Here is an 18,936-nt window from a genome sequence, read left to right as displayed (position 1 = left end):
TGCAATTTTATATTGATCCGACCAGACCCCTGGAAAAAAGAGTTAAGGGTCGAACACGATGTCCGGACGGAGCCGAAATCAATGAGCTATTCAAAAATGGCCATAGTTCTTTTACAGGCCGCAAAGGCCGAAGAGGGGGACCTGATTGAGGTCACATCGGATGGGCGAACGTACCAGGGCATACTCATGCCCCATCATGAGTTCAGCGGCGAAGATGTCATCGTCATCAAGCAAAAAAGCGGTTACAACATAGGGGTCAGACTGAAGATGGGAGCGACCATTAAGGTGTTGGCAAAAAAGGAGGAGAAGGTCAAACCCTCCAGGCATTTTGTAATGGACCCGGCGCTCAGGACAGTGTCGGTCCTTGGTACTGGCGGTACGATAGCGTCCTTTGTGGATTATAGGACGGGGGCGGTACATCCCGCCCTGTCTGCTGACGACCTCATCAGCGCCGTACCCGAGATATCGGAGATATGCAATGTGAAGGCCAAGGTCCTGTTCTCCATTTTCAGCGAGAACATGGACCCTGAGGCGTGGAGGGCCATTGCCCGTGCCGTCTTCAATGAGCTAAAGGACGGTTCGGACGCGGTGATCATACCACACGGGACCGACACGTTGGCATACACATCCGCCGCCCTTTCGTTCATGTTGGAGGGGCTCGACCGCCCGGTCGTGCTGGTAGGCGCACAAAGGTCCTCAGACCGGCCTTCGTCGGATTCCTACACCAACCTGATCTCGGCGGCCAGGTTCTGTATCGAGACGGCCATGCCCGGGGTCTATGTGCTGATGCACGGGTCGATTTCGGACACCACCGCCTTCGTGCATAAGGGGACAAGGGTGAGGAAGATGCACTCCAGCCGAAGGGATGCCTTCAAGAGCATCAACGACTCCCCGGTCGCAACAGTCTTTTTCGATGGGAAGATAGAGGTAAGGCACGCCCCCTCAGTGAAGGGGGGAGGGCTCGTCCTTAAGGACAGCATCGAGAGGAGCGTCGTGCTGTTGCAGTTCTATCCAGGGATGGACCCCGCTGCTTTCAAGCAGCTGATGCTGTCGCACAAAGGGGTCGTCATCGCAGGCTCGGGGTTGGGCCACGTGTCCTCTGCAATGGTGAACGTCCTGGGGGAGGTGGTCTCCAAGGGCGTTCCTGTTTTCATGACGACGCAGTGCCTCGGAGGAAGCGTCAATCTGAATGTCTATGCGACGGGCCGGGACCTCATCAACGCAGGCGTTGTCCCGCTGGGGGATATGCTGCCGGAGACGGCCACCGTGAAGCTGATGTGGGCGCTGGGCCAGACCAGCTCACCTGAGGCTGTGAGGGAACTGATGACCACCGACCTGAGGGGCGAGATGTCCCAGAGGAGGGGGATAGATGGCTGAGAGGGTCACCGTAGGCATCGAGATACATCAGCAGCTCGATACAAACAAGCTGTTCTGCTCCTGCCCATCGGAACTGGTGGAGGAGGAGGGCGCCACGATATACAGGCGCCTTAGACCTTCACAGAGCGAGATGGGGGAGGTTGACAGGGCTGCACTGGCCCAGGCAGCCCGAAGGATGAGCTTCAGATATCAATGCCCCAGCTCGAGATGTTGTCTCGTGGAGGCGGACGAGGAGCCGCCACATGATGCGGACGGCGATGCATTGCGCACCACGCTGACGGTCGCGGAGATGACAGGGTGCAAGGTCATCGACGAGGTCCATTTCATGAGGAAGATAGTCATCGACGGTTCCAACACCAGCGGTTTCCAGAGGACGGCCTTGGTGGCCATTGACGGTCATATCGAGGTCGGAGGAAAAAAAGTAAGGATACAGTCGATCTGCCTGGAGGAGGACGCGGCGAGGAAAGTGGAGACTAAAGGGTCGGAGGTGACGTACAGGCTCGACAGGCTCGGTATCCCGCTCATTGAGATCGCCACAGGGCCGGACATGCACGACCCCGAAGAGGTCAAGGACGTCGCGGTACGCATCGGATCCATACTCAGGGCGACCAAAATGGTCAAAAGGGGCCTTGGGACGATAAGGGAGGACCTGAACATCTCGATCCCCGGCGGGGCCAGGGTCGAGATCAAGGGGGCGCAGGAGCTGAAGCTGCTCCCGATATATGTCGAGAAAGAGATCGAAAGACAGTCATCGCTCCTCAAGATAAGGGACGAGCTCAAGGCAAGAGGTGTGAGAAAGGTAGCAATCGAGTTGGTCGATTGCACGGAGGTCTTGAAGGGATGCCGCTCCAAGGTGATATCTTCGGCCTTGGCCAAAGGAGGAAAGGTCTATGGCGTCGCTCTGCCAGGCTTCGAGGGCCTATTGAAGAGCTCTGATGGAAAGTTGCGCCTAGGCTCCGAGATGGCACAGTATGCCAAGACCAAAGGGGTGGCAGGGATATTCCACACCGATGAGCTGCCTGGCTACGGTATCCTTCAAGAGGAGGTGGACGCCCTGAGGTCTCATCTGGGATTGCCCAAGGGATGTGCGTTCGCCATCTGCGCCGACGAAGAGGCGAAGGCGTCGTCAGCGTTGAAGCTCGCCGCAGAGAGGGCATATATGGCCTTGGATGGTGTGCCAGAGGAGACCAGGGACCCCTTGCCGGACGGTACCTCGGCGTACAGCAGGCCCCTTCCAGGGGCCGGAAGGATGTACCCAGAGACGGACGTAAGACCGATCCCTGTCCCTAGGGAGATGCTCGATTCCATACGCGCCTCCCTGCCCGAACTGCCAGAGGCAAAGATCAGACGTTTCGTCGAAAGATACGGCATCCATGAACAGCAGTCAAGACAGATCGTCAGGGAGGGCAATGAAGAACTGTTCGAGGACCTGGCCTCAAGATATGGAATGGCCTCTGTTGCGGCCAGGATGCTGCTGAACATCTTCCCTGAGATGGAGAAGGAAGGTCTCGACCCCTCGAAGGTCTCGGAGGGCGACATCGACATTCTCTTCAAGGCATTGTACGAAGGAAGGTTCACCAAGGAGGCATTGCCAGATATGCTAAAGAAGGTGGCGGGCGGTATAAAGGCCGAGGAGGCCGTGAAGGAGTTGAGCTCCAAGGCGCTCAGCATATCTGACATCGAGGCCGCCATAGATAGGATAATACTCGAGAGGGCCGCCTTTGTGAACGAGAAAGGCATGGGCGCCGTGGGCCCGCTGATGTCCTTCGTCATGGCCGAGCTCAGGGGCAAGGTGGACGGCAGACAGGCCAACGAACTGCTCAGAAGAAGGATCGAACTTTTCCTTTCGAAGGAGAAGGCCTGAGCTCCAGCACCTTAAGCTCTTCGAAAAAGAGCCGCATCGACGAGAGCTCCTTGACAGAGAAGTCCCTCAGGACCTTGTCCAAGCTTCCCTGGTCCATGTCGGAGGAGGTGATAATCAAGATCCTTCCCCCTTCCGTCAAATGCTCGACGGCCTCGACGAGGAACCTATGCAGCACATCGGTGCCCTCGGCCCCGCCCGCCCACGCCCTGTCCTCATCGGTCTTGGCCTCCCCCCTTAGATAAGGGGGGTTGAATATGATGAGGTCGAACTTACCTGATATGTTAGAGAAAAGGTCGCTTTCCACGACGTTCACTATCACGTCGTTCGTTGCCGCGTTGGCCTTCGCACAGTCAACGGCCAAAGGGTCCACGTCGGCCGCGGTCACAATAGCTCCAGCACTGGCACAATGGACAGCTATCAGTCCGGAGCCTGTACCCATCTCAAGCACCCTATCGTCCCTATTTACCTGGACAGCGCTCAGCATAAGATAGGTGTCTTCGGCCGGGACATACACGCCATCGCAGTATCTGAACCTGAGCCTCTCGTCCTTCAGCATCCCATTCCCAGAGGATATCCGGTTCCTCAAGTTTGATATTTGCGCCATAAAAAGATAAAATATACGCGCTCACAATCGTTGTGAGGTATGGGCATTGTCGCTTTGGCCTGCATCGTCATCATCATGGCGGGCATCATATTGGGATGGAACAAGCGGTTCGGATACGTGCAGATGTTGGTGTTCACCAACCTCCTGGTCTTCTTCGTGATGGTCGTCGGTGAGGCCATCACCGACGATGTCGTCCTTCCGGAGCTCGGTGCGCGTCCAGTATACCTTACGACAGGGGAGAGGCCCTGGACCATCCTGACCCATATGTTCTCGCATGCCAGCTTTGTGCACGTCATCGGCAACGTGCTGTTCATGTTCCTGATAGGGGTCCAACTGGAGTATCGGGTCGGGAGATCAAGGGCCTTCGTTATCTACTTCTTATCAGGGTTGGTGGCATTGTTTGCGGAGTCCTTCATATTGGGCCTTGGCTCCAAGGTCCTCATGGTAGGGGCCTCGGGGGCGGTATCCGGCCTCATTGGCGCGATATTCATGCTTTATCCTCGGGACAGGATCCCGATGCTACTGGGCCCTATATTCCTACTGAACGTACCGGTCTATCTGGCAGCAGGTGGATTCCTGGCCACACAGTTGGTGCTTGACCTGGCATCGATAAGCAGCGGCCCAGCTGGGGGAGTGGCATATGGTGCGCATCTGGCAGGTTTTGTGGCGGGGATGATACTTGCAGTTGCTCTTCCCCGTCCGGTCACAAGAGCGAGGGAGAAGGCCGACCTCTCTACGCTGGAAGAGCTTGCCACGACGGACGACCTCAGGGCGGAGCTGGAGAGGATCAAGAACGAGACCGAACCTGCCGTCAGGGATGTCTGGTTGGAGCATTTCATCAATAGAGCAAAATGCCCTCAATGCGGTGAGGGCATGAAGCTCAAAGGCGTCAAGGCGGTCTGCAGGAATGGTCATGAGGTGAGGTTGAGATGAGCCTCAGGGTAGAGGTCCTCTGCACGGGTTGGATCATCAAAGAACATGGTATGGTGGTCGAGGCCCACTCGACGTCATCGGTCGTGCTCGGAGGTAAGGATGTGATCGTGGTGGACACCAGCGATGGTGTGATGAGGAGGGAGATCGAGCATAACCTTGAAAGGCTCGGCCTTGTTCCTGAAGACATCTCGGTAGTGGTCAGCACCCACCTTCATCACGACCACGTCTCGAACGACGACCTTTTCCCTCGCGCACGGAAGATAGCCCATGAAGGTGAGGGCCCTGCATCGGGCCGTGAGATGATGAAGGAGGACGAGCTACAGCTGGGGGCAGGGATAAGGATCGTGCATACACCCGGCCACACAAGAGGGGCGGTGAGCGTTTTCGTGGAGGCCGATAAGCGCATCGTCATCGCGGGGGACGCCCTTCCGACGAAGGACAACTATGTCAAGATGGTGCCCCCGGGCCTTAACTATGACCCAGAGCTGGCTATGGAGAGCATCAGGAAGATAGTAGGATGGGCCGATGTGGTGGTGCCAGGGCACGGACCGCCCTTCATGGTCCGCCATTGACAACGCTTTAATCCGAAGAACGATTATGATGAACAAGGAATGAGAACATGACGGTACCGAACGCGCTCCAGCTGGAATGCACGGAATGCGATGAAAGGACGGTCCACGAGGTCCTTAAAGGGAAGATCGGGAAGGACAAGGACGTGATCGAGGCGACCGTCAGATGCCAGGGGTGCGGGAAGATATCCAACGTCGTTGTCAGGGAGCCCAGGACGATCAAGGTCCCTATCATCGTGTCGGACATGGGCACGTCCACGAGGGACGAGGTGGAACTATCCGAGGACGAGGAGGTCGAGGTGGAGGAAGAGATGTTCGTCGGCGAGCTGCCGGTGATCATCAGCTCGATCGAATGCGATGGTAAGAGGGTGAAAAGGGCCAAGGCGCCTCAGGTGACGACCCTATGGGCGAAGCGTTTCGATAAGGTCAGGGTGAAGGTCGCCATCAACCATGTGCACAAGACGGTCTCTGTCGACATCGATGCAGCCCCGGACGAGGAGTTCTTCATAGGGGACCTCATGACCATCGGTCGGGAGGAGGTCGCCATACACTACATCAAGACCCATGCGGGCATGGTCCGGAGGGGGTCCGTCCTGGCCCGTGACATCGTCAGGATATATGCCAAAAAGGCGAGGAAGACGAACTATTGATATGACCATGGAGAAGGAAAGAAAGGAAATGGTGGACCGCCTGGTGAAGGCCGGCATCATCAGGGATGCCGGCGTCCGAAGGGCGATGCAGGCCGTCGAACGTCACCTCTTCGTTCCGAAAGGCCTCGAGCATATCGCGTATATCGACCGCCCTTTAGGCATCGGTCATGATCAGACGATATCCGCACCCCATATGGTGGCGATCATGGTCCAGGCGTTGGAACTAAGGCCGGGCATGAAGGTCCTGGAGGTCGGCGGGGGGTCAGGCTACCACGCTGCCGTCATCGCCGAGATGGTGAGGCCCGGAGGGAAGGTGTTCTCCGTGGAAAGGATCGCGGAGCTCGCAATGGCGGCGAGGGAGAACCTGAGGAGGTCTGGCCATGATGACGTGGTGGAGGTGGTCATCGGTGACGGGTCCAAAGGACTTCCGGACAGGGCGCCCTTCGACAGGATATCGGTGGCCGCGGCGAGCCCTAACATCCCGATGCCGCTCGTGGACGAGCTCGCAGAGGGGGGCTTTTTGATCATCCCGGTGGGCGGTGCGTTGGGGCAGGACCTTGTCCTGATGACCAAGAAGGACGGTAGGCTCCACAGAAAGAGCCTGGGGCCTGTGATCTTCGTTCCCTTGGTGGGCGAACACGGTTATGAAAGTGAAGGCCCGAGTATGTAGGGCAGGACCAACCTCAGGTCCTTCTCTCTTATGACATGGTCGGCCCTGCCGACCACAAGCTCGTCGATGGGGTTGAATGCTATTTTTAATGCGGAAAGCTCGAACATCGACACGTCGATGAAGCTGTCGCCGATGCTGGCCGTACGCTCTGGTCGGATACCGAACCTCCTTTGGAACTCCATCAACGAGCTCATCTTGCTCTTCAACATGACCCTGAGAACGCCCTGACCCGTCAGACGACCATCTTCAGAGCACTCGAACCCATTGGCAAGAAAACCATCGAAGCCGAATCGGTCGGCGATGCGCTCCGCGGCCGTGTCGAGGCCCCCGCTCACGATCACGCACTTAGCACCGCTGGCCTTGATGGCCGATACGGTCTCCTCTAGCCCCTTCATCAATGGGACCGGCCAAAGGATCTTCTCCAGGTCACCTCGACAGATGCCTGGCCTCTTATCTATCCAGAGGGAGATGTCTTTCCGCATGAACTCCAGATCGTCGATCTCCCCTCGGAGGAAAGCATCCACCGACTCCCTGTTCCTGACACCGAAATGGTCATGGACCCAGGTCCAGGTAGAGGGATAGTCGATGAGCACCCCGTCCATGTCGAAGGCTACGAGGTCGTACCTACGACCGTTCATGATAAGGCGAGCGGGCAAAGAATATAATAACGTTCGGTCAATGGCTTGGGCATGATCACCCTGGTCGGCGTAGGGCACGTTTTCGATATCGAAAGACAGGTCCGGGCCCTTATCAGGAGACAAAGGCCATCTGCCGTGGGGGTCGAGCTCGACAAGGCAAGGTATGAGGCGCTGACCGACCCCAAGGGGAGAAGGTCGGCACCGTTACCTTATCTGCTCCTCGCCCTGACGCAGAAGAGGATAGCCAGGCAGTACGAGCGGTCCGTCGGCAGCGAGATGCTCGCAGCAGTGAACGAGGCCTGCTATACCGGGGCCCAGGTCATATTCATAGATGTGGACGCGGCCATGATGTTCAGGAAGCTCTGGGAGGAGATGCCCTTCAAAGAAAAGGTGCTGCTGCTCATGTCTGGATTGACCGGTCTCATCGTCTCGAGGAAGAAGGTCGAGTCAGAGCTGAAGAAGTTCGAGGAGAACGAGGCGGGCTATCTTGAGCTCCTTGCCAAGGAGTTTCCCACGTTGAAGAAGGTCCTCATCGATGATAGGAACTTGGTCATGGCCAAGAGGATCGCGCTCGCGGAGCAGAGATTCGGGAACGTTATGGCCGTCATAGGTGATGGGCATGTCGAAGGGGTGCAGAAGATCCTCGCAAGGGAGGACATATCGGTCATCCGCCTTCGCGAGCTGAGGGAAATGAAGGTAGAGGATGAGACCTCGGAGGAGAGGGGAAACTGCGAGGTCAACATATCGTTCTATGTGTGAGGCCGTGTGCAACAATTTTATGTCCACTCAGCGTACGGACCCTTAGATGAAGGTAGTACTGCTCTCTTACACCAAGGACGCCGAGGTGCTCTGCGCGACGGCCGCGAAGACATGTTACTCGAAAGGGGTCCCGAGCGAGATCAAATCCAAGGTCACGCCGGACAAGGCCGGGAAGCTCATCCAGGACGTGGTGGGCATGGGGCACCACTCGGTGATCGAGCATGCCTACTATACCTTCTCGGTCGAGGGCGTCAGCAGGGCTTTGACCCATCAGCTCGTCAGGCACCGTATAGCATCCTTCAGCCAGCAGTCGCAAAGATACGTATCGCTGCTCGATCCCGAATACGTCATGCCCTCTTCCATAGCTCAGGACGTGGAGAGCAGGAAGGTCTTCGAGGAGGCGATGGAGAAGGCCTGGGAGGCGTACCAGAAGTTGGCATCCAGGGTCCCGGTCGAGGATGCGAGGTATGTCCTTCCCAATGCATGTGAGACAAATATCGTGGTCACCATGAACGCGAGGGAGCTCATCCACTTCTTCTCTCTGCGCTGCTGCAACAGGGCCCAGGCCGAGATACGCGAGGTCGCTGATGAGATGCTGCGCCTGGCGAAGGAGGTGTCCCCCTCTATTTTCAAGGATGCGGGCGCGCCATGCGTCAGAGGCCCCTGCCCAGAGGGCAAGATGTCCTGCGGAAGGCCCCGAAGAGCGAAAGGACAGAACAAGGAAGAGTGAGATGACCAAGAAGACGACCGCTCCCTACGGGCCTGTGTGCTCGGAATGTAAGGCGTTATATGACAACATCACCACGAGGGAGGGCCAGGACAGAGCGGGGGAAGGCTGGGACAAGTATCGGGGGACCGGGACAGGACCTGAGATGGACAGGTACAAGGGATGCAATTCGCCAACGCTGGATGGGTTCGTCCTCCCTGAGATCGATCGCAGGATAAAGCACTGCGCTGACCCCAAGGGTCTTGGCAGCCGCGCGACCTGTCCCGAGCTGCCAAACGACGTCATTAAGGTACGGTCCATTGACTGCGGAATGTTACGGGAAAGGTTATCTGGAAGGGTCAAGGAAGAGGATAGAAGGATGTTCCTTGACCCTTGCGGGCTAAGGGAGACGCTTGAAGGGACCAATGCAACCAAATCAAGGCAGAGCGGGAAGGGAGAACACTGAAACGCCCAGGCCTGCTGACGACGTATATCATCAACCAGACATTCCACTGGTTCATAGTCGGCCTCATATTCCCCCTGATGATGCTATTTCTGCTGGACAGGGGGATCGACATCTTCTTGGCCGGCACCATGATCGCGCTCTACTCAGGCACGGTCATCATTCTTGAGCTGCCCACAGGAGGTCTATCTGACAGCATAGGCAGGAAGAAGGTCTACCTGATCTCGCAGACCGTCTACGCCATCGCGTTGGTCGCTCTCCTCATCGACCTCGATATCTATTCGATAGTGATAGGGATGCTCCTGCTTGGCACCGCCCGCGCCCTGTCATCAGGCTCTATCGACGCCTGGTTCGTCGACGAGCTTAGGTCCCAGGGCAGGGGAAAGGACCTGCAGGAGGCCTTGGCCAAGGCGAACATCATCGTGCCCATGGGCATCGCGGCCGGGTCATTGGTAGGTGGCCTGATACCGATGTATCTCGGAGCCTATGGGAGGGATGAGCTTGGCCTTGGCATCTATGACATGAACATCGTCGTCATGCTGATCGCGGTCGCCCTCCAGATCATCGTCACTCAGATATTGGTCGTTGAGCACAGGCACAAGATCGATGGAGAGGTCGTCGAAGGGGCCAAGAATCTGCCGGATATCCTGTCCACGTCTTTGGAATATGGCGTCAGGAACAGGACCGTGCTCATGCTTCTCATCGCAACGGCCGCCCTCGGGTTCTCCCTGATGGCGATAGAGACCTATTGGCAGCCTAGGTTGGCGGGGATAGTCGGCGAGGGGTCGGACACCTGGATCTTTGGGGCCTTAGCCGCGGCATATTTCGTGGCAGGCGCGGCGGGCAACCTGGTCAGCATCCCGGTATGTTCCAGGGCGAAGCAGAGATACGCCCCTGTGCTCCTGGTTGTAAGGCTGTTGATGGCCTCATCGGTCATCCTGCTTGCCTTCCAGGACACATTGGTTGGTTTCGCATCGCTCTTTCTGGTCTCCTTCATGATGAACGGGATGGAATCCTCGCCATTTTCAACGATCTATAACAACGAGGTCCCCAGCGAGAGGAGGTCGACCCTCCTTTCCTTCCAGTCCTTGATCCTTCAGATAGGAGGTCTGATCGGCACCTTCACCCTGGGATATGTGGCCAAGGAATGGTCGATCGGGGCGGCATGGACCGTGGCCGGGGCAGTTCTGTTCATATCCTCCTTGGCATATCTGGTGATAGCGGTCCGAAAAGACCGGCCTGGCAACGATAAGATCCCAAGCTGAACAACTTTTATATAGGCCGAACACTTTGGCCGCCTTACCTTAGGGTGTGTCAATGGGAAACATCCGTCCTACTTACATAAAGCGCGTCGCAATAGATCTGGTGCAGCAGTATCCACGCGTCTTCAGTGCGGACTTCGAGAACAACAAGGCCATGGTCAACAAGCTCTCGACGGTCGAGTCAGTGAAGATGAGGAACCGCATAGCGGGCTACATAACCAGATACTGGCAGAACGTTCAGAAGAACTGAACGTCCATAAGCCCCCCATGCGATGTGGTGAGCGCCATGCGCTACGCCATTGAGGTGGACTCGGTCACACGTGTTTTCGAGGGGAGGGGCAAGGAGGGTCCGGCCAAAGCGCTGGATAACATATCCCTTGATGTTGAGGAGGGAGAGCTTTTTGGGCTTTTGGGCCCCAACGGGGCCGGAAAGACGACACTGATAAAGATATTGGCGACACTGCTGCTGCCGTCCTCAGGGACGGCCAAAGTGCTCGGTCATGACGTCGCAAAGGACCCGGACCGTATCAGGCCGAGGATAAACATGGTATCTGGGGGAGATGTGTCCGGGTATGGCCTCCTGACCGTGAGGGAGAACCTATGGATGTTCTCACAGTTCTATGGGGTGCCGCCAAAGGTCGCGAAGATGAGGATAAACGACCTTCTTGAAAGGTTCTCGTTGGCTGACAAGGCCGATGCCAAGGTGAGGACCATCTCCACAGGACAGAAACAGAAGATGAACGTCATACGAGGGTTCGTGACCGACCCCGACCTGATATTCCTCGATGAACCGACCCTGGGCCTTGATGTCAACGCCAGCTTCGCCATAAGGAACTTCCTGAGGAGATGGGTCAAGCAACAGGAAGGGAAGACGATGCTCTTGACCACCCATTACATGGTCGAGGCGGACGAGCTTTGCGACCGGGTGGCCATAATCGACAAGGGGAGGATCCTCGCCTGCGACACGCCGGCAAACCTGAAGAAGATGATCAGAAGGTCGTCGACCTTCGACATCGAGACATCGGTGTTCGAGGGGATAGATGGGATGGGCTCCCTTCCCGGCATTGAAGGGTTCCAGGTAAGGACCGTTGGTGACAGGGCCGTCACCAGGTTCGTCGTGCAGGACGAATCGGTCATAGCCGACGTGGTCTCTTATATCCAGTCCAAGAAAGGTAGGATAATGGCCTTAGGGAAGAGCGAGCCGACGCTCGAGGACGTGTTCATACACCTCGTCGGAAGGGGTCTGGAATGAGCGACCTGGTCTTGAACCTCAGGGCCATCAAGGGAAGGGCGTACCCAAGGGCCGTCGGTGGGCTGAGAGAACCATCGTGGATGTTCTTTGACATCTTCCTGCCCTTGCTGGGGATAGCGGCGTTCATCTACTACTATCGATCACTTGGCGCCCCCGAGGTCTACGAGGGCTATGTGGTGATAGGGGGTGCGATGACAGCTTATTGGCTGAACGTCCTCTGGAGCATGGCTACGCAGTTCTATTGGGAAAAGGAGACGGGGAACCTCGAACTCTACATGATGGCCCCCATGTCGAAGATGTCCGTGCTCGCAGGGATGGCCTTGGGTGGCATGTTCCTCACATCCGTAAGGGCGATATCGACGATAGTCCTTGGTATATTCATATTCGATGTCAGGATGTCCTTCTCATCCCCCTGGCTCCTGGTCCTCGCGTTCTTGTTGACCTTGCTCGCGCTGTATGGTCTAGGGATGCTCTTCTCCTCCCTTTATATGCTATGGGGAAGGGGGGCGTGGCATCTCTCGAACCTCATGCAGGAGCCGATCTATCTGGTCTCTGGCTTCTATTTTCCTGTACGAGAGCTTGGTTTTTATGTGGGCATAGCGGCCTCGATAATCCCGATGACGCTTGGACTGGATTCGATGAGGCAGCTGTTGTTCGGGGATGAGGCCAATGGGTTGTTGCCAGTATGGGCCGAGCTTGCAGTGCTGACAATGCTTGCGGTTGCGTTCATCACAGCTGCAAGGTATGCCCTCAGGTACATGGAGTTCCTTGGTAAGAGGGAAGGGAGGCTGGTCCTGAGATGGCAGTGAGGCTCTGGAGGGACCTGAGGACGATCAAATGGTCGGCATGGCTCGGTTGGCAGATGGAATCCAATTGGACCAACCCTTTCCTGTTCCTGCTCTATTCCATCATCAAACCGATATTCGCCACGTTCATCCTGGTGTTCATGTTCGTCATCATCACCGGAGGGGTGGAGCAGGACCCGACGTTGTTCTCCTACATGTTCATCGGGAACGCCTTCTACATGTTCGTCGCGCAGGTGATGTTCGGGGTCGCCTACATCGTCCAGGAGGACAGGGAGAGGTTCAAGACCCTGAAGCAGGTCTACATCGCCCCCATGAGCTTCTATCTCTACATAGTAGGAAGGGCGTTGAGCAAGATGGCCATAACGGCACTGGCGGTCGTCATAACGCTGGTCTTTGGCATCGTGGTGCTTGGTGTCGATGTGGACATGCTCAAGGTCGATTGGCCTTTGTTCATATCGGCCATGGTCATCGGCCTGATGTGCATAACGATGATCGGCGTCGCGCTCTCAGGCATCACATTCCTCACAGCAAGGCACAGCTCTGGCATCAACGAGGGGATCGCCGGTCTCTTCTATCTTTTCTGCGGGGTGGTGTATCCCCTATCTGTCCTACCATCCTGGGGGCAGACGATAGGGATGGCGCTGCCGATCACCTACTGGCTGGAGCTTCTGAGGAGGACATTGGCCCCTTTGATGGACTTCGAGGGCATCAGCGGACTTGAGGAGTTCACGGACATAGAAATATTGATGTTCCTGGCCATAACCACGGCCATGTTCTATGCCGTATCGCTTGCAATATTTGGCTATGCCGACCACCTTGCCCGGAAGAAGGGAAAGCTGGACATGAACAGCACCTATTAAGGGAGTCGCGATGGTAATTTATACATATGGCCAGTCGCTTACATGCGATGTTTATTAATATGGAGTGCATTGCACCCCCTACCGCAACAGGCCCGAGTGGGGTAGTTTGGATATCCTAAGAGGCTGCGGACCTCTAGACCTGGATTCGAATTCCAGCTCGGGCGCCACCCTCACTTTTCCTCGAGCTGTATGCCTATGGCCTCGACGGTCCTCACGTTGCCAGGGGGAAGGATCCTGGAGATCTCCTCCTCGGGCACCTCGAAGGCCTTTGAGAGCTGTGAGGAGATCCTTCCTCTGTCGGTCTCACCAGGTTCGATCACCACGTACTTCGAGGACATGCTCTTCATGGTAGCCTCCGGCGCGGTCATTATCTTCCTGCTCCCCTCGTACTGGACCTCGCCTATGGCCAATCTCATGGGCAGATGATGGAAGTAGTTCCGCTTGCCCCTGATGATGAACCCCCCCTTCGGGACAAACTCCCCGGCGACAGGCGTCTTGGAAACCTGGTCGGGAAGGACCCAATAGGCGCTCCCTTCCCCCACCCCCGCTGTCCACGCCTTTGAGCTGGCAAGGGCGAATATGCAGACCTCCCTCATCTCCTCCTCATCTGCTGAAGAACCGTCCTTGATGATCACGCTCGCGGCCCCGTGCACGTCCGCATGGGCATAGCGGTCGTTCTGGCCGAGGTGTTTCTTTACGATCTGCTCGTTCGACCTTGCATCCCTTCCCCCGATGACCAGTCTGCCACCCACGGTCACGAACCATCGGTAGGTCTCGAACCAGAACTGCTTCGTTGGCCTGACCTTTTTCTTCGCTTCCCTGCGCTGCTCCTCGCACTGCTTGGCCCTCTCCTCTATCCTCCTTTCGGTCTCGGCCATGGCGGCCTCGGCCCCACGTAGCTTCTCCTTCAATTCCTTCCCCTCGTTGAAAAGGATGTCTGCATTCTCTTCCAGCGAGGCTTTGTAGTTCAACCTGACATTCTTCCCATCTATCCTTATCACGACCTGGTCCTTCTGAGGTTCCAAGGAAATGAAGAAAGGAAGCTTCGATACGGCGTCCCTGAGCTCCTCCCAAGAGGAGGATGAGGCCTTTTCTTTCATGTATGCAAGGAACTTGGTCACCTGGGGGTAGTGCTGGTAGAGCAGATTCGCCACCTCGCTCAGAGCAAGGGCCTCGGCCTCGAGCCTTATGAGCGCATCGGATTGCTGCTCAAGCTGTCTCTTCAACCTCTCGAGCTCCTCATCCCTGAGCTCCTCTTCGTCAGATGGCCTGGCATAAAGATATTCGTCGATGGCCTCGGATAAGCTGGGGTACGGCTCTGCCTCTAGGGATGAATGCTGGCTCAGCCGCTGAGGGGAGACGTCGACCGGCACATCCCCATCATAGTAGATGACAGGCTCCTGCCGCTCTTTAACACTTTCCAGCATCGAGGCCATCGTCTTGAAGATGATGGCCCATTCATCATCGGTCAATTGCCTTGCCTTTCTCGACTTGTCGATGTTGGCGCGAAGACAGACCTCTTCTGCGTATTGTCCACCCAGGTTCGCGCTGGTGGCCAACGTCCTAACAACGTCGGCCGTGCTTCCTTTGACCGCTGTCAGGAATGTGCCCAGGTCCGAGCTCAGTGGGTTGAACCTGGACGGAGGGAACTGATATTGAGCACCTATGCGGACATCCCTATGCTTCCAGGTCTTCTGCTCCAGACAATTGACTATCTTCCTATCTTCCACGACGAGAAGATTGCCGTCAGCGAACACCTCGAAGATGATGTCATAGGTGGACGTCCTCGTCGTGACCTTCATCACTATGATCCGGTCGAACTCCCTCTGTTCAACGGAGACGACCCTGGCGTTCGAGAGCATCTTCCTGAGGTGGACAGCGAAATTGCTCGGTGTATCAGGGGTCTCTGGCCGCTCCTTGGGCATGTAAAGCCATTTACCATCTCTGAGCAGCAGCTCCCTCCTTCCTTCTGGAGCGTTGACCCTGATGAGCACGTTCCGGCCTTCCCAATGGAACACCTTGTCCACGAAGCCCCCGACAAGCGCCTGCATCTCTTTGGACATCGCCAGGATGTCGACCGCGTTCATCTCTTTCTTCATGACGACACCTGATAGGCCGGGCGTGCTCAAAAATGTGCGCTTGGAGCTGGCGACGGGCGAAGATGATGCTTGCGGCGGCCCCATTAGAAAGGTTTATGAAGCACCATCCAATTGGAGGGGCTCGTTGCCACTGTGGCTTAGAGGCATAGCGACGCCTTGGTAAGGCGTAGGTCGAGGGTTCAATTCCCTCCAGTGGCTCCATTTTTCTATAATCTGATGGCCATTGAGGGACAATCATTTGGTCCTGTAACTACATGATGAGACAGGATGTCTCTTGATGTGTTGATTCCAGACCGACCTTATTTCATCCTGTAGTATACCAGGCCAGACCATATCTTGGGCCAGAAATAGGTCGATTTCTTGGGCATCTTCTTGCTAGACATGGCCACCTCCCATATCGTGCTCAGCCTCGGCGCGCTGAGGAGGATCGCAAAATCATAATCCCCCCTCCTCGTCCTCTCTGCCGCGCTTTTCGAATCATGGTCATATGCGACCCGCCACCCCTTCCTTCTATGGACAAGAGGTTTGATGATCAGCTCCTCACACTTGTAAGCGTCAAGCGATCCCAAAGCACCCTCTCCATCCGACTTTGGTCGAAGGAGGATGGACATGCCTGACCTGGTGTAAAGGCCCAGGTCCCGTCCTCCAGAGGACCTCATCCGTTCCAAAAGGTCATCGAGGGAGGTGGCCCTTGAAAGAGCGAAGTCCAATGAAAGTGCGACAAGGAGCTGCTCGTCCTCGATGTTCATCCCCCCCACCAGTCTGTGAGTGGGCCTCACTACCAACCCTGGGTCGTCAGTGGAAACTATTGTGGCAAGGACGTAGCCCTTCAATGGGTCCCTTGGATTCTCCAAAGCATATCTGCATGCCGTCTCGTAACGATGGTGACCATCAGCTATCAGCATTCTTTTTTTCGATAATGCCGTCCTGACCATATCGATGTCATGTTGGGAATGTATCCTGTACATTCTATGGGAGACCCCGTCCTCGTCCCTGAACTCGAACATCTTCTCAGGTGAGATGCTATTCAAGAAGCTCATCTCATCGACCAGCCCGAAGATAGACTCGCAATGGGTCTCGGTTCCTTTGAGCAGGTTCAATCTGTCCTCCTTCACGTTCGAGAAAGTCTCCTCGTGTGGGATGACGCCATCAGGGCTGTAACCTTCGGCTTTGAGAACGCCGACCAACCCCTTTCTGTTCAAGAGCACTCCATCTTCAAGGAACTCCTGCTCATAAAGATAGAAATATGGCTCCGGCTCCTGCACCAGATGACCACCTGACAACCAGCTCTCCAATCTTCTGCCCGCCTCCGAATAGTCCCCATCATTCCCGCCCAGCGTGATGTTCGTCACATTAAAGGGGCTTGACCTGTACCTGACCAATTGTTCGGGGCTTATGACATCGTACGGTGGTGAGACCCTGTCATCTATCTTCTCGTTTCCCTTCAATGAAGGTATCAATCCTCTGAACGGCAGGAACTCGACCATGACTCAGCCTCTGGGACCCTAATCCCTTTATGGTTCTAAACTTTATTGACGACGCTGTCTTTGACCTGCATGCCCTTTGAAAGATCAGCTCTTTCCTGGGGGGACAGGCTTCTCCTTAAAAAAATCACAAGATGGATAGTCCCTTTCCGATATGCAATTGTCATAATCCTGCATCCCAAGGACATCGTGCCTGAACCTTTTTGCCTTGCAGTTGGCACATCTCCCATCATCGGCCCTCCAAAGGCATCTTGTCCTTTTCGTTGCCTCGGTCATCCTGAAGGCATAGGGCCCGGATGATATAATATCTATCACTGTGATCTCAGAGCGGTCCATATGGTAAAGAGGAATGTGAAAAGGAAGCTACCTCCTATGGTGATGCCCGTCTGCATGGTAGGCTCGATGACCGATGGCAGACCTAACTTCTGCACGATAGCATGGTTCACCATGATAGATGATGAACCGCCGATGATCGGCGTTGTCATGGGAAAGAAAAGAAGAACGAAGGACGGCATCATTGCGTCCAAAGCTTTCAGTGTTAACCTCCCAGACACATCATCTTGCGTCAAGACAGACTATGTAGGGATGTGTTCTGGATATGATGTGGACAAGTCAAAAGTGTTCGATAGAATATTTTATGGTGTGACAGGCAGCCCTATGATCGACGATTGTCCCGTCACGGTCGATTGCACCCTCGAGAGGATCGTCGAGTTCGAAGGTGTGGACCTGGTGGTAGGGAAGATCGAGGACGTCTATGTCGAGAGCTCATCGCTCACAGGGGATGACGTGGACATCAGGAAGATCGATCCATTGCTATATTCATTTCCAGGCGGCCCATATATGTCGTTCGGTGCGAAGGTTGCGGACGCATTCAAGATCGGCAAGGATTTCAATAAGGGTTAACTTTCATTCCAGAAGACCTTGACCTGATATTTCCACATCCATATCTCACGGCGACGATCAGCGCCATCGCAGACCAGAGGCACGTCAAGAGCACATCGCCGGTAATGCTGAGGAAGAGCAGCTCGCCCGTGAAGTTCACCATGAAATGGAATATTATGGCGGCCGGTATGCTACCAGCAGTGTTGTTATAGATCCACACCATTATGACCGATTGAGAAAACATCATAACAAAATAATCATAGAAAAGCAAGGATCCGAGCCCAAGACCTTCCTGATACGTCCCATCGATGAAGAAAAGAGGGACATGCCAAAGCATCCATGCGAAGCCTATGATCACACCCGTCGAAATTGGAGGATGGTGTTCTTGTGCCTTCCATACTCCGTACCCTCTCCATCCGAGTTCCTCCGGCATAGGTCCGAAGAGCAGAACGAGCATGATAAAACCGATAAAGCCCCAGGGCGACATCAGATATTCTGACGCTGCTTTCTCGATCATTCCACCGCATCCGCCTATCGACAGGTCAAGTGATATGGCCAAGAGCGTCAGACCTGGAGCCGTCGCAACGATGACCAGAAGCCAGACAGGGCCGATGCCTTTTAGGGTCTTCAATCTCATTACATACGATGCTCGCTCATCGGAACTTGCCGCCCGGAGCATGACGATAGCGGTCAATAGCGGCCCCAGCCCTGCCATAATCCTGAAGGTCGTGACCAACAGGTCGATCCCTACGGTCTGAGCACCTATGGCGAGCGAGAGACAGGTCCAGCTCCAGATCAATGTGATTGTGATAAATACGACATGGTCTTTAGCAGCGAGTCTTTTTAAAAGCACAATATCCAAACCATGGTCTGATACTTGATCTTAACCTTTTACATCGTTCAAAGATTGATGGACGGTGACAAAAGGTGGGCTCAGCCGGATTCGAACCGGCGGCCTACGCCGTGTAAGGGCGTTGTCATAACCGCTAGACCATGAGCCCAGGATGCACTGTGAACCATGCTCGTTTAAAAAAAGGTTACGATAAAAAGGTTTGAGG

The 18,936-nt window shown here is 55.6% G+C and carries 21 protein-coding genes and 3 tRNA genes; 17 read left to right on the top strand and 7 right to left on the bottom strand.

Translation table 11 applies throughout. From position 1 onward, the window contains the following. Nucleotides 1–81 precede the first annotated feature (81 nt). Complete coding sequence (gene gatD / locus HPY73_04650) at nt 82–1,377, top strand: Glu-tRNA(Gln) amidotransferase subunit GatD (protein QLH74800.1); 1,296 nt, start codon at nt 82–84, stop codon at nt 1,375–1,377. Next, the gene (gene gatE, locus HPY73_04645) at nt 1,370–3,241 is read left to right on the top strand and encodes a Glu-tRNA(Gln) amidotransferase subunit GatE (protein QLH74799.1); all 1,872 of its coding nucleotides are present in this window, start codon (nt 1,370–1,372) and stop codon (nt 3,239–3,241) included. The genes gatD and gatE overlap by 8 nt, the downstream gene beginning before the upstream one ends. On the opposite strand, the gene HPY73_04640 is transcribed toward gatE, so the two are convergent. After that, entirely contained in the window at nt 3,198–3,797 is a 600-nt protein-coding gene (locus HPY73_04640; GenBank protein ID QLH74798.1) for a methyltransferase, read from the bottom strand. The genes gatE and HPY73_04640 overlap by 44 nt on opposite strands. An 87-nt stretch (nt 3,798–3,884) precedes the next feature. Here HPY73_04640 and HPY73_04635 point away from each other — a divergent pair, with 87 nt between their 5' ends. Genes HPY73_04635 through HPY73_04620 form a run of 4 tightly spaced genes read left to right on the top strand, consistent with a single transcriptional unit; the run spans nt 3,885 to nt 6,667 of the window. Continuing rightward, nucleotides 3,885–4,778 carry a rhomboid family intramembrane serine protease gene (locus HPY73_04635; GenBank protein ID QLH74797.1) on the top strand — a complete coding sequence of 298 codons (894 nt, stop codon included), beginning with the start codon at nt 3,885–3,887 and terminating at the stop codon, nt 4,776–4,778. Beyond that, nucleotides 4,775–5,350, top strand: a complete 576-nt coding sequence (locus tag HPY73_04630) for an MBL fold metallo-hydrolase (protein ID QLH74796.1) — start codon at nt 4,775–4,777, stop codon at nt 5,348–5,350. Before HPY73_04635 ends, HPY73_04630 begins: the two co-directional genes overlap by 4 nt. Nucleotides 5,351–5,397: 47 nt before the next feature. Further along, nucleotides 5,398–5,997: a hypothetical protein gene (locus HPY73_04625; protein QLH74795.1), complete on the top strand. Its 600-nt coding sequence runs from the start codon at nt 5,398–5,400 to the stop codon at nt 5,995–5,997. A gap of 1 nt (nt 5,998) precedes the next feature. Further along, a complete protein-coding gene (locus tag HPY73_04620; protein ID QLH74794.1) occupies nt 5,999–6,667 on the top strand; it encodes a protein-L-isoaspartate(D-aspartate) O-methyltransferase in 669 nt (222 codons plus the stop codon). On the opposite strand, the gene HPY73_04615 is transcribed toward HPY73_04620, so the two are convergent. After that, a complete protein-coding gene (locus tag HPY73_04615; GenBank protein ID QLH74793.1) occupies nt 6,640–7,305 on the bottom strand; it encodes an HAD-IB family phosphatase in 666 nt (221 codons plus the stop codon). The two genes, HPY73_04620 and HPY73_04615, sit on opposite strands and share 28 nt — an antisense overlap. A gap of 51 nt (nt 7,306–7,356) precedes the next feature. Between HPY73_04615 and HPY73_04610 the strand changes: the two genes are divergently transcribed. From HPY73_04610 to HPY73_04570, 9 genes are all read left to right on the top strand, one after another. Next, nucleotides 7,357–8,064, top strand: coding sequence for a TraB/GumN family protein (locus tag HPY73_04610; protein QLH74792.1), 708 nt, complete (start codon nt 7,357–7,359; stop codon nt 8,062–8,064). 46 nt (nt 8,065–8,110) lie between these two features. Then, on the top strand, nt 8,111–8,794 hold the full coding sequence (locus tag HPY73_04605) for an FAD-dependent thymidylate synthase (GenBank protein ID QLH74791.1): 684 nt from the start codon (nt 8,111–8,113) through the stop codon (nt 8,792–8,794). A 1-nt stretch (nt 8,795) separates the two neighbouring features. Continuing rightward, nucleotides 8,796–9,236, top strand: a complete 441-nt coding sequence (locus HPY73_04600; protein QLH74790.1) for a hypothetical protein — start codon at nt 8,796–8,798, stop codon at nt 9,234–9,236. Between the two features lie 77 nt (nt 9,237–9,313). Next, nucleotides 9,314–10,498, top strand: a complete 1,185-nt coding sequence (locus HPY73_04595) for an MFS transporter (protein QLH75669.1) — start codon at nt 9,314–9,316, stop codon at nt 10,496–10,498. A gap of 52 nt (nt 10,499–10,550) precedes the next feature. After that, nucleotides 10,551–10,745 (top strand): 30S ribosomal protein S17e, encoded by a 195-nt coding sequence (locus HPY73_04590; GenBank protein ID QLH74789.1) that lies wholly within the window; start codon nt 10,551–10,553, stop codon nt 10,743–10,745. A gap of 36 nt (nt 10,746–10,781) precedes the next feature. Beyond that, a complete protein-coding gene (locus tag HPY73_04585; GenBank protein ID QLH74788.1) occupies nt 10,782–11,747 on the top strand; it encodes an ABC transporter ATP-binding protein in 966 nt (321 codons plus the stop codon). Then, entirely contained in the window at nt 11,744–12,556 is an 813-nt protein-coding gene (locus HPY73_04580) for an ABC transporter permease (protein ID QLH74787.1), read from the top strand. The genes HPY73_04585 and HPY73_04580 overlap by 4 nt, the downstream gene beginning before the upstream one ends. Further along, entirely contained in the window at nt 12,547–13,413 is an 867-nt protein-coding gene (locus HPY73_04575; protein QLH74786.1) for an ABC transporter permease, read from the top strand. Before HPY73_04580 ends, HPY73_04575 begins: the two co-directional genes overlap by 10 nt. 90 nt (nt 13,414–13,503) lie before the next feature. Further along, nucleotides 13,504–13,580, top strand: a tRNA-Arg gene (locus HPY73_04570). Nucleotides 13,581–13,583: 3 nt separating this feature from the next. Here HPY73_04570 and HPY73_04565 read toward each other — a convergent pair. Then, a complete protein-coding gene (locus tag HPY73_04565) occupies nt 13,584–15,512 on the bottom strand; it encodes an NFACT family protein (GenBank protein ID QLH74785.1) in 1,929 nt (642 codons plus the stop codon). 126 nt (nt 15,513–15,638) lie between these two features. Between HPY73_04565 and HPY73_04560 the strand changes: the two genes are divergently transcribed. Further along, nucleotides 15,639–15,713: transfer RNA gene (locus HPY73_04560), tRNA-Thr, on the top strand. Nucleotides 15,714–15,811: 98 nt separating this feature from the next. Here the strand turns inward: HPY73_04560 and HPY73_04555 are convergent. Next, nucleotides 15,812–16,999: a DUF1015 domain-containing protein gene (locus HPY73_04555; GenBank protein ID QLH74784.1), complete on the bottom strand. Its 1,188-nt coding sequence runs from the start codon at nt 16,997–16,999 to the stop codon at nt 15,812–15,814. 84 nt (nt 17,000–17,083) lie between these two features. Continuing rightward, complete coding sequence (locus tag HPY73_04550; GenBank protein QLH74783.1) at nt 17,084–17,272, bottom strand: hypothetical protein; 189 nt, start codon at nt 17,270–17,272, stop codon at nt 17,084–17,086. A gap of 60 nt (nt 17,273–17,332) precedes the next feature. Between HPY73_04550 and HPY73_04545 the strand changes: the two genes are divergently transcribed. Then, nucleotides 17,333–17,899: a flavin reductase family protein gene (locus HPY73_04545; GenBank protein QLH74782.1), complete on the top strand. Its 567-nt coding sequence runs from the start codon at nt 17,333–17,335 to the stop codon at nt 17,897–17,899. Here HPY73_04545 and HPY73_04540 read toward each other — a convergent pair. Continuing rightward, nucleotides 17,886–18,677 (bottom strand): CPBP family intramembrane metalloprotease, encoded by a 792-nt coding sequence (locus tag HPY73_04540; GenBank protein ID QLH74781.1) that lies wholly within the window; start codon nt 18,675–18,677, stop codon nt 17,886–17,888. The two genes, HPY73_04545 and HPY73_04540, sit on opposite strands and share 14 nt — an antisense overlap. Nucleotides 18,678–18,806: 129 nt before the next feature. Beyond that, nucleotides 18,807–18,879, bottom strand: a tRNA-Val gene (locus HPY73_04535). Nucleotides 18,880–18,936: the final 57 nt, after the last annotated feature.

The sequence above is a fragment of the Methanomassiliicoccales archaeon genome, from assembly GCA_013415865.1.
Classification (GTDB): Archaea; Thermoplasmatota; Thermoplasmata; order Methanomassiliicoccales; family UBA472; genus MVRC01.
The sequence above is the reverse complement of the archived record's forward strand: the minus strand, read 5'-3'. Positions and strand labels throughout refer to the sequence as shown.

Excerpts from the sequence above, each read along its gene's own strand:
- gatD (QLH74800.1), top strand. The coding sequence starts at position 82 with ATGAGCTATTCAAAAATGGCCATAGTTCTTTTACAGGCCGCAAAGGCC.
- gatE (QLH74799.1), top strand. The coding sequence starts at position 1,370 with ATGGCTGAGAGGGTCACCGTAGGCATCGAGATACATCAGCAGCTCGAT.
- HPY73_04640 (QLH74798.1), bottom strand. The coding sequence starts at position 3,797 with ATGCTGAAGGACGAGAGGCTCAGGTTCAGATACTGCGATGGCGTGTAT.
- HPY73_04635 (QLH74797.1), top strand. The coding sequence starts at position 3,885 with ATGGGCATTGTCGCTTTGGCCTGCATCGTCATCATCATGGCGGGCATC.
- HPY73_04630 (QLH74796.1), top strand. The coding sequence starts at position 4,775 with ATGAGCCTCAGGGTAGAGGTCCTCTGCACGGGTTGGATCATCAAAGAA.
- HPY73_04625 (QLH74795.1), top strand. The coding sequence starts at position 5,398 with ATGACGGTACCGAACGCGCTCCAGCTGGAATGCACGGAATGCGATGAA.
- HPY73_04620 (QLH74794.1), top strand. The coding sequence starts at position 5,999 with ATGACCATGGAGAAGGAAAGAAAGGAAATGGTGGACCGCCTGGTGAAG.
- HPY73_04615 (QLH74793.1), bottom strand. The coding sequence starts at position 7,305 with ATGAACGGTCGTAGGTACGACCTCGTAGCCTTCGACATGGACGGGGTG.
- HPY73_04610 (QLH74792.1), top strand. The coding sequence starts at position 7,357 with ATGATCACCCTGGTCGGCGTAGGGCACGTTTTCGATATCGAAAGACAG.
- HPY73_04605 (QLH74791.1), top strand. The coding sequence starts at position 8,111 with ATGAAGGTAGTACTGCTCTCTTACACCAAGGACGCCGAGGTGCTCTGC.
- HPY73_04600 (QLH74790.1), top strand. The coding sequence starts at position 8,796 with ATGACCAAGAAGACGACCGCTCCCTACGGGCCTGTGTGCTCGGAATGT.
- HPY73_04595 (QLH75669.1), top strand. The coding sequence starts at position 9,314 with ATGATGCTATTTCTGCTGGACAGGGGGATCGACATCTTCTTGGCCGGC.
- HPY73_04590 (QLH74789.1), top strand. The coding sequence starts at position 10,551 with ATGGGAAACATCCGTCCTACTTACATAAAGCGCGTCGCAATAGATCTG.
- HPY73_04585 (QLH74788.1), top strand. The coding sequence starts at position 10,782 with ATGCGCTACGCCATTGAGGTGGACTCGGTCACACGTGTTTTCGAGGGG.
- HPY73_04580 (QLH74787.1), top strand. The coding sequence starts at position 11,744 with ATGAGCGACCTGGTCTTGAACCTCAGGGCCATCAAGGGAAGGGCGTAC.
- HPY73_04575 (QLH74786.1), top strand. The coding sequence starts at position 12,547 with ATGGCAGTGAGGCTCTGGAGGGACCTGAGGACGATCAAATGGTCGGCA.
- HPY73_04565 (QLH74785.1), bottom strand. The coding sequence starts at position 15,512 with ATGAAGAAAGAGATGAACGCGGTCGACATCCTGGCGATGTCCAAAGAG.
- HPY73_04555 (QLH74784.1), bottom strand. The coding sequence starts at position 16,999 with ATGGTCGAGTTCCTGCCGTTCAGAGGATTGATACCTTCATTGAAGGGA.
- HPY73_04550 (QLH74783.1), bottom strand. The coding sequence starts at position 17,272 with ATGACCGAGGCAACGAAAAGGACAAGATGCCTTTGGAGGGCCGATGAT.
- HPY73_04545 (QLH74782.1), top strand. The coding sequence starts at position 17,333 with ATGGTAAAGAGGAATGTGAAAAGGAAGCTACCTCCTATGGTGATGCCC.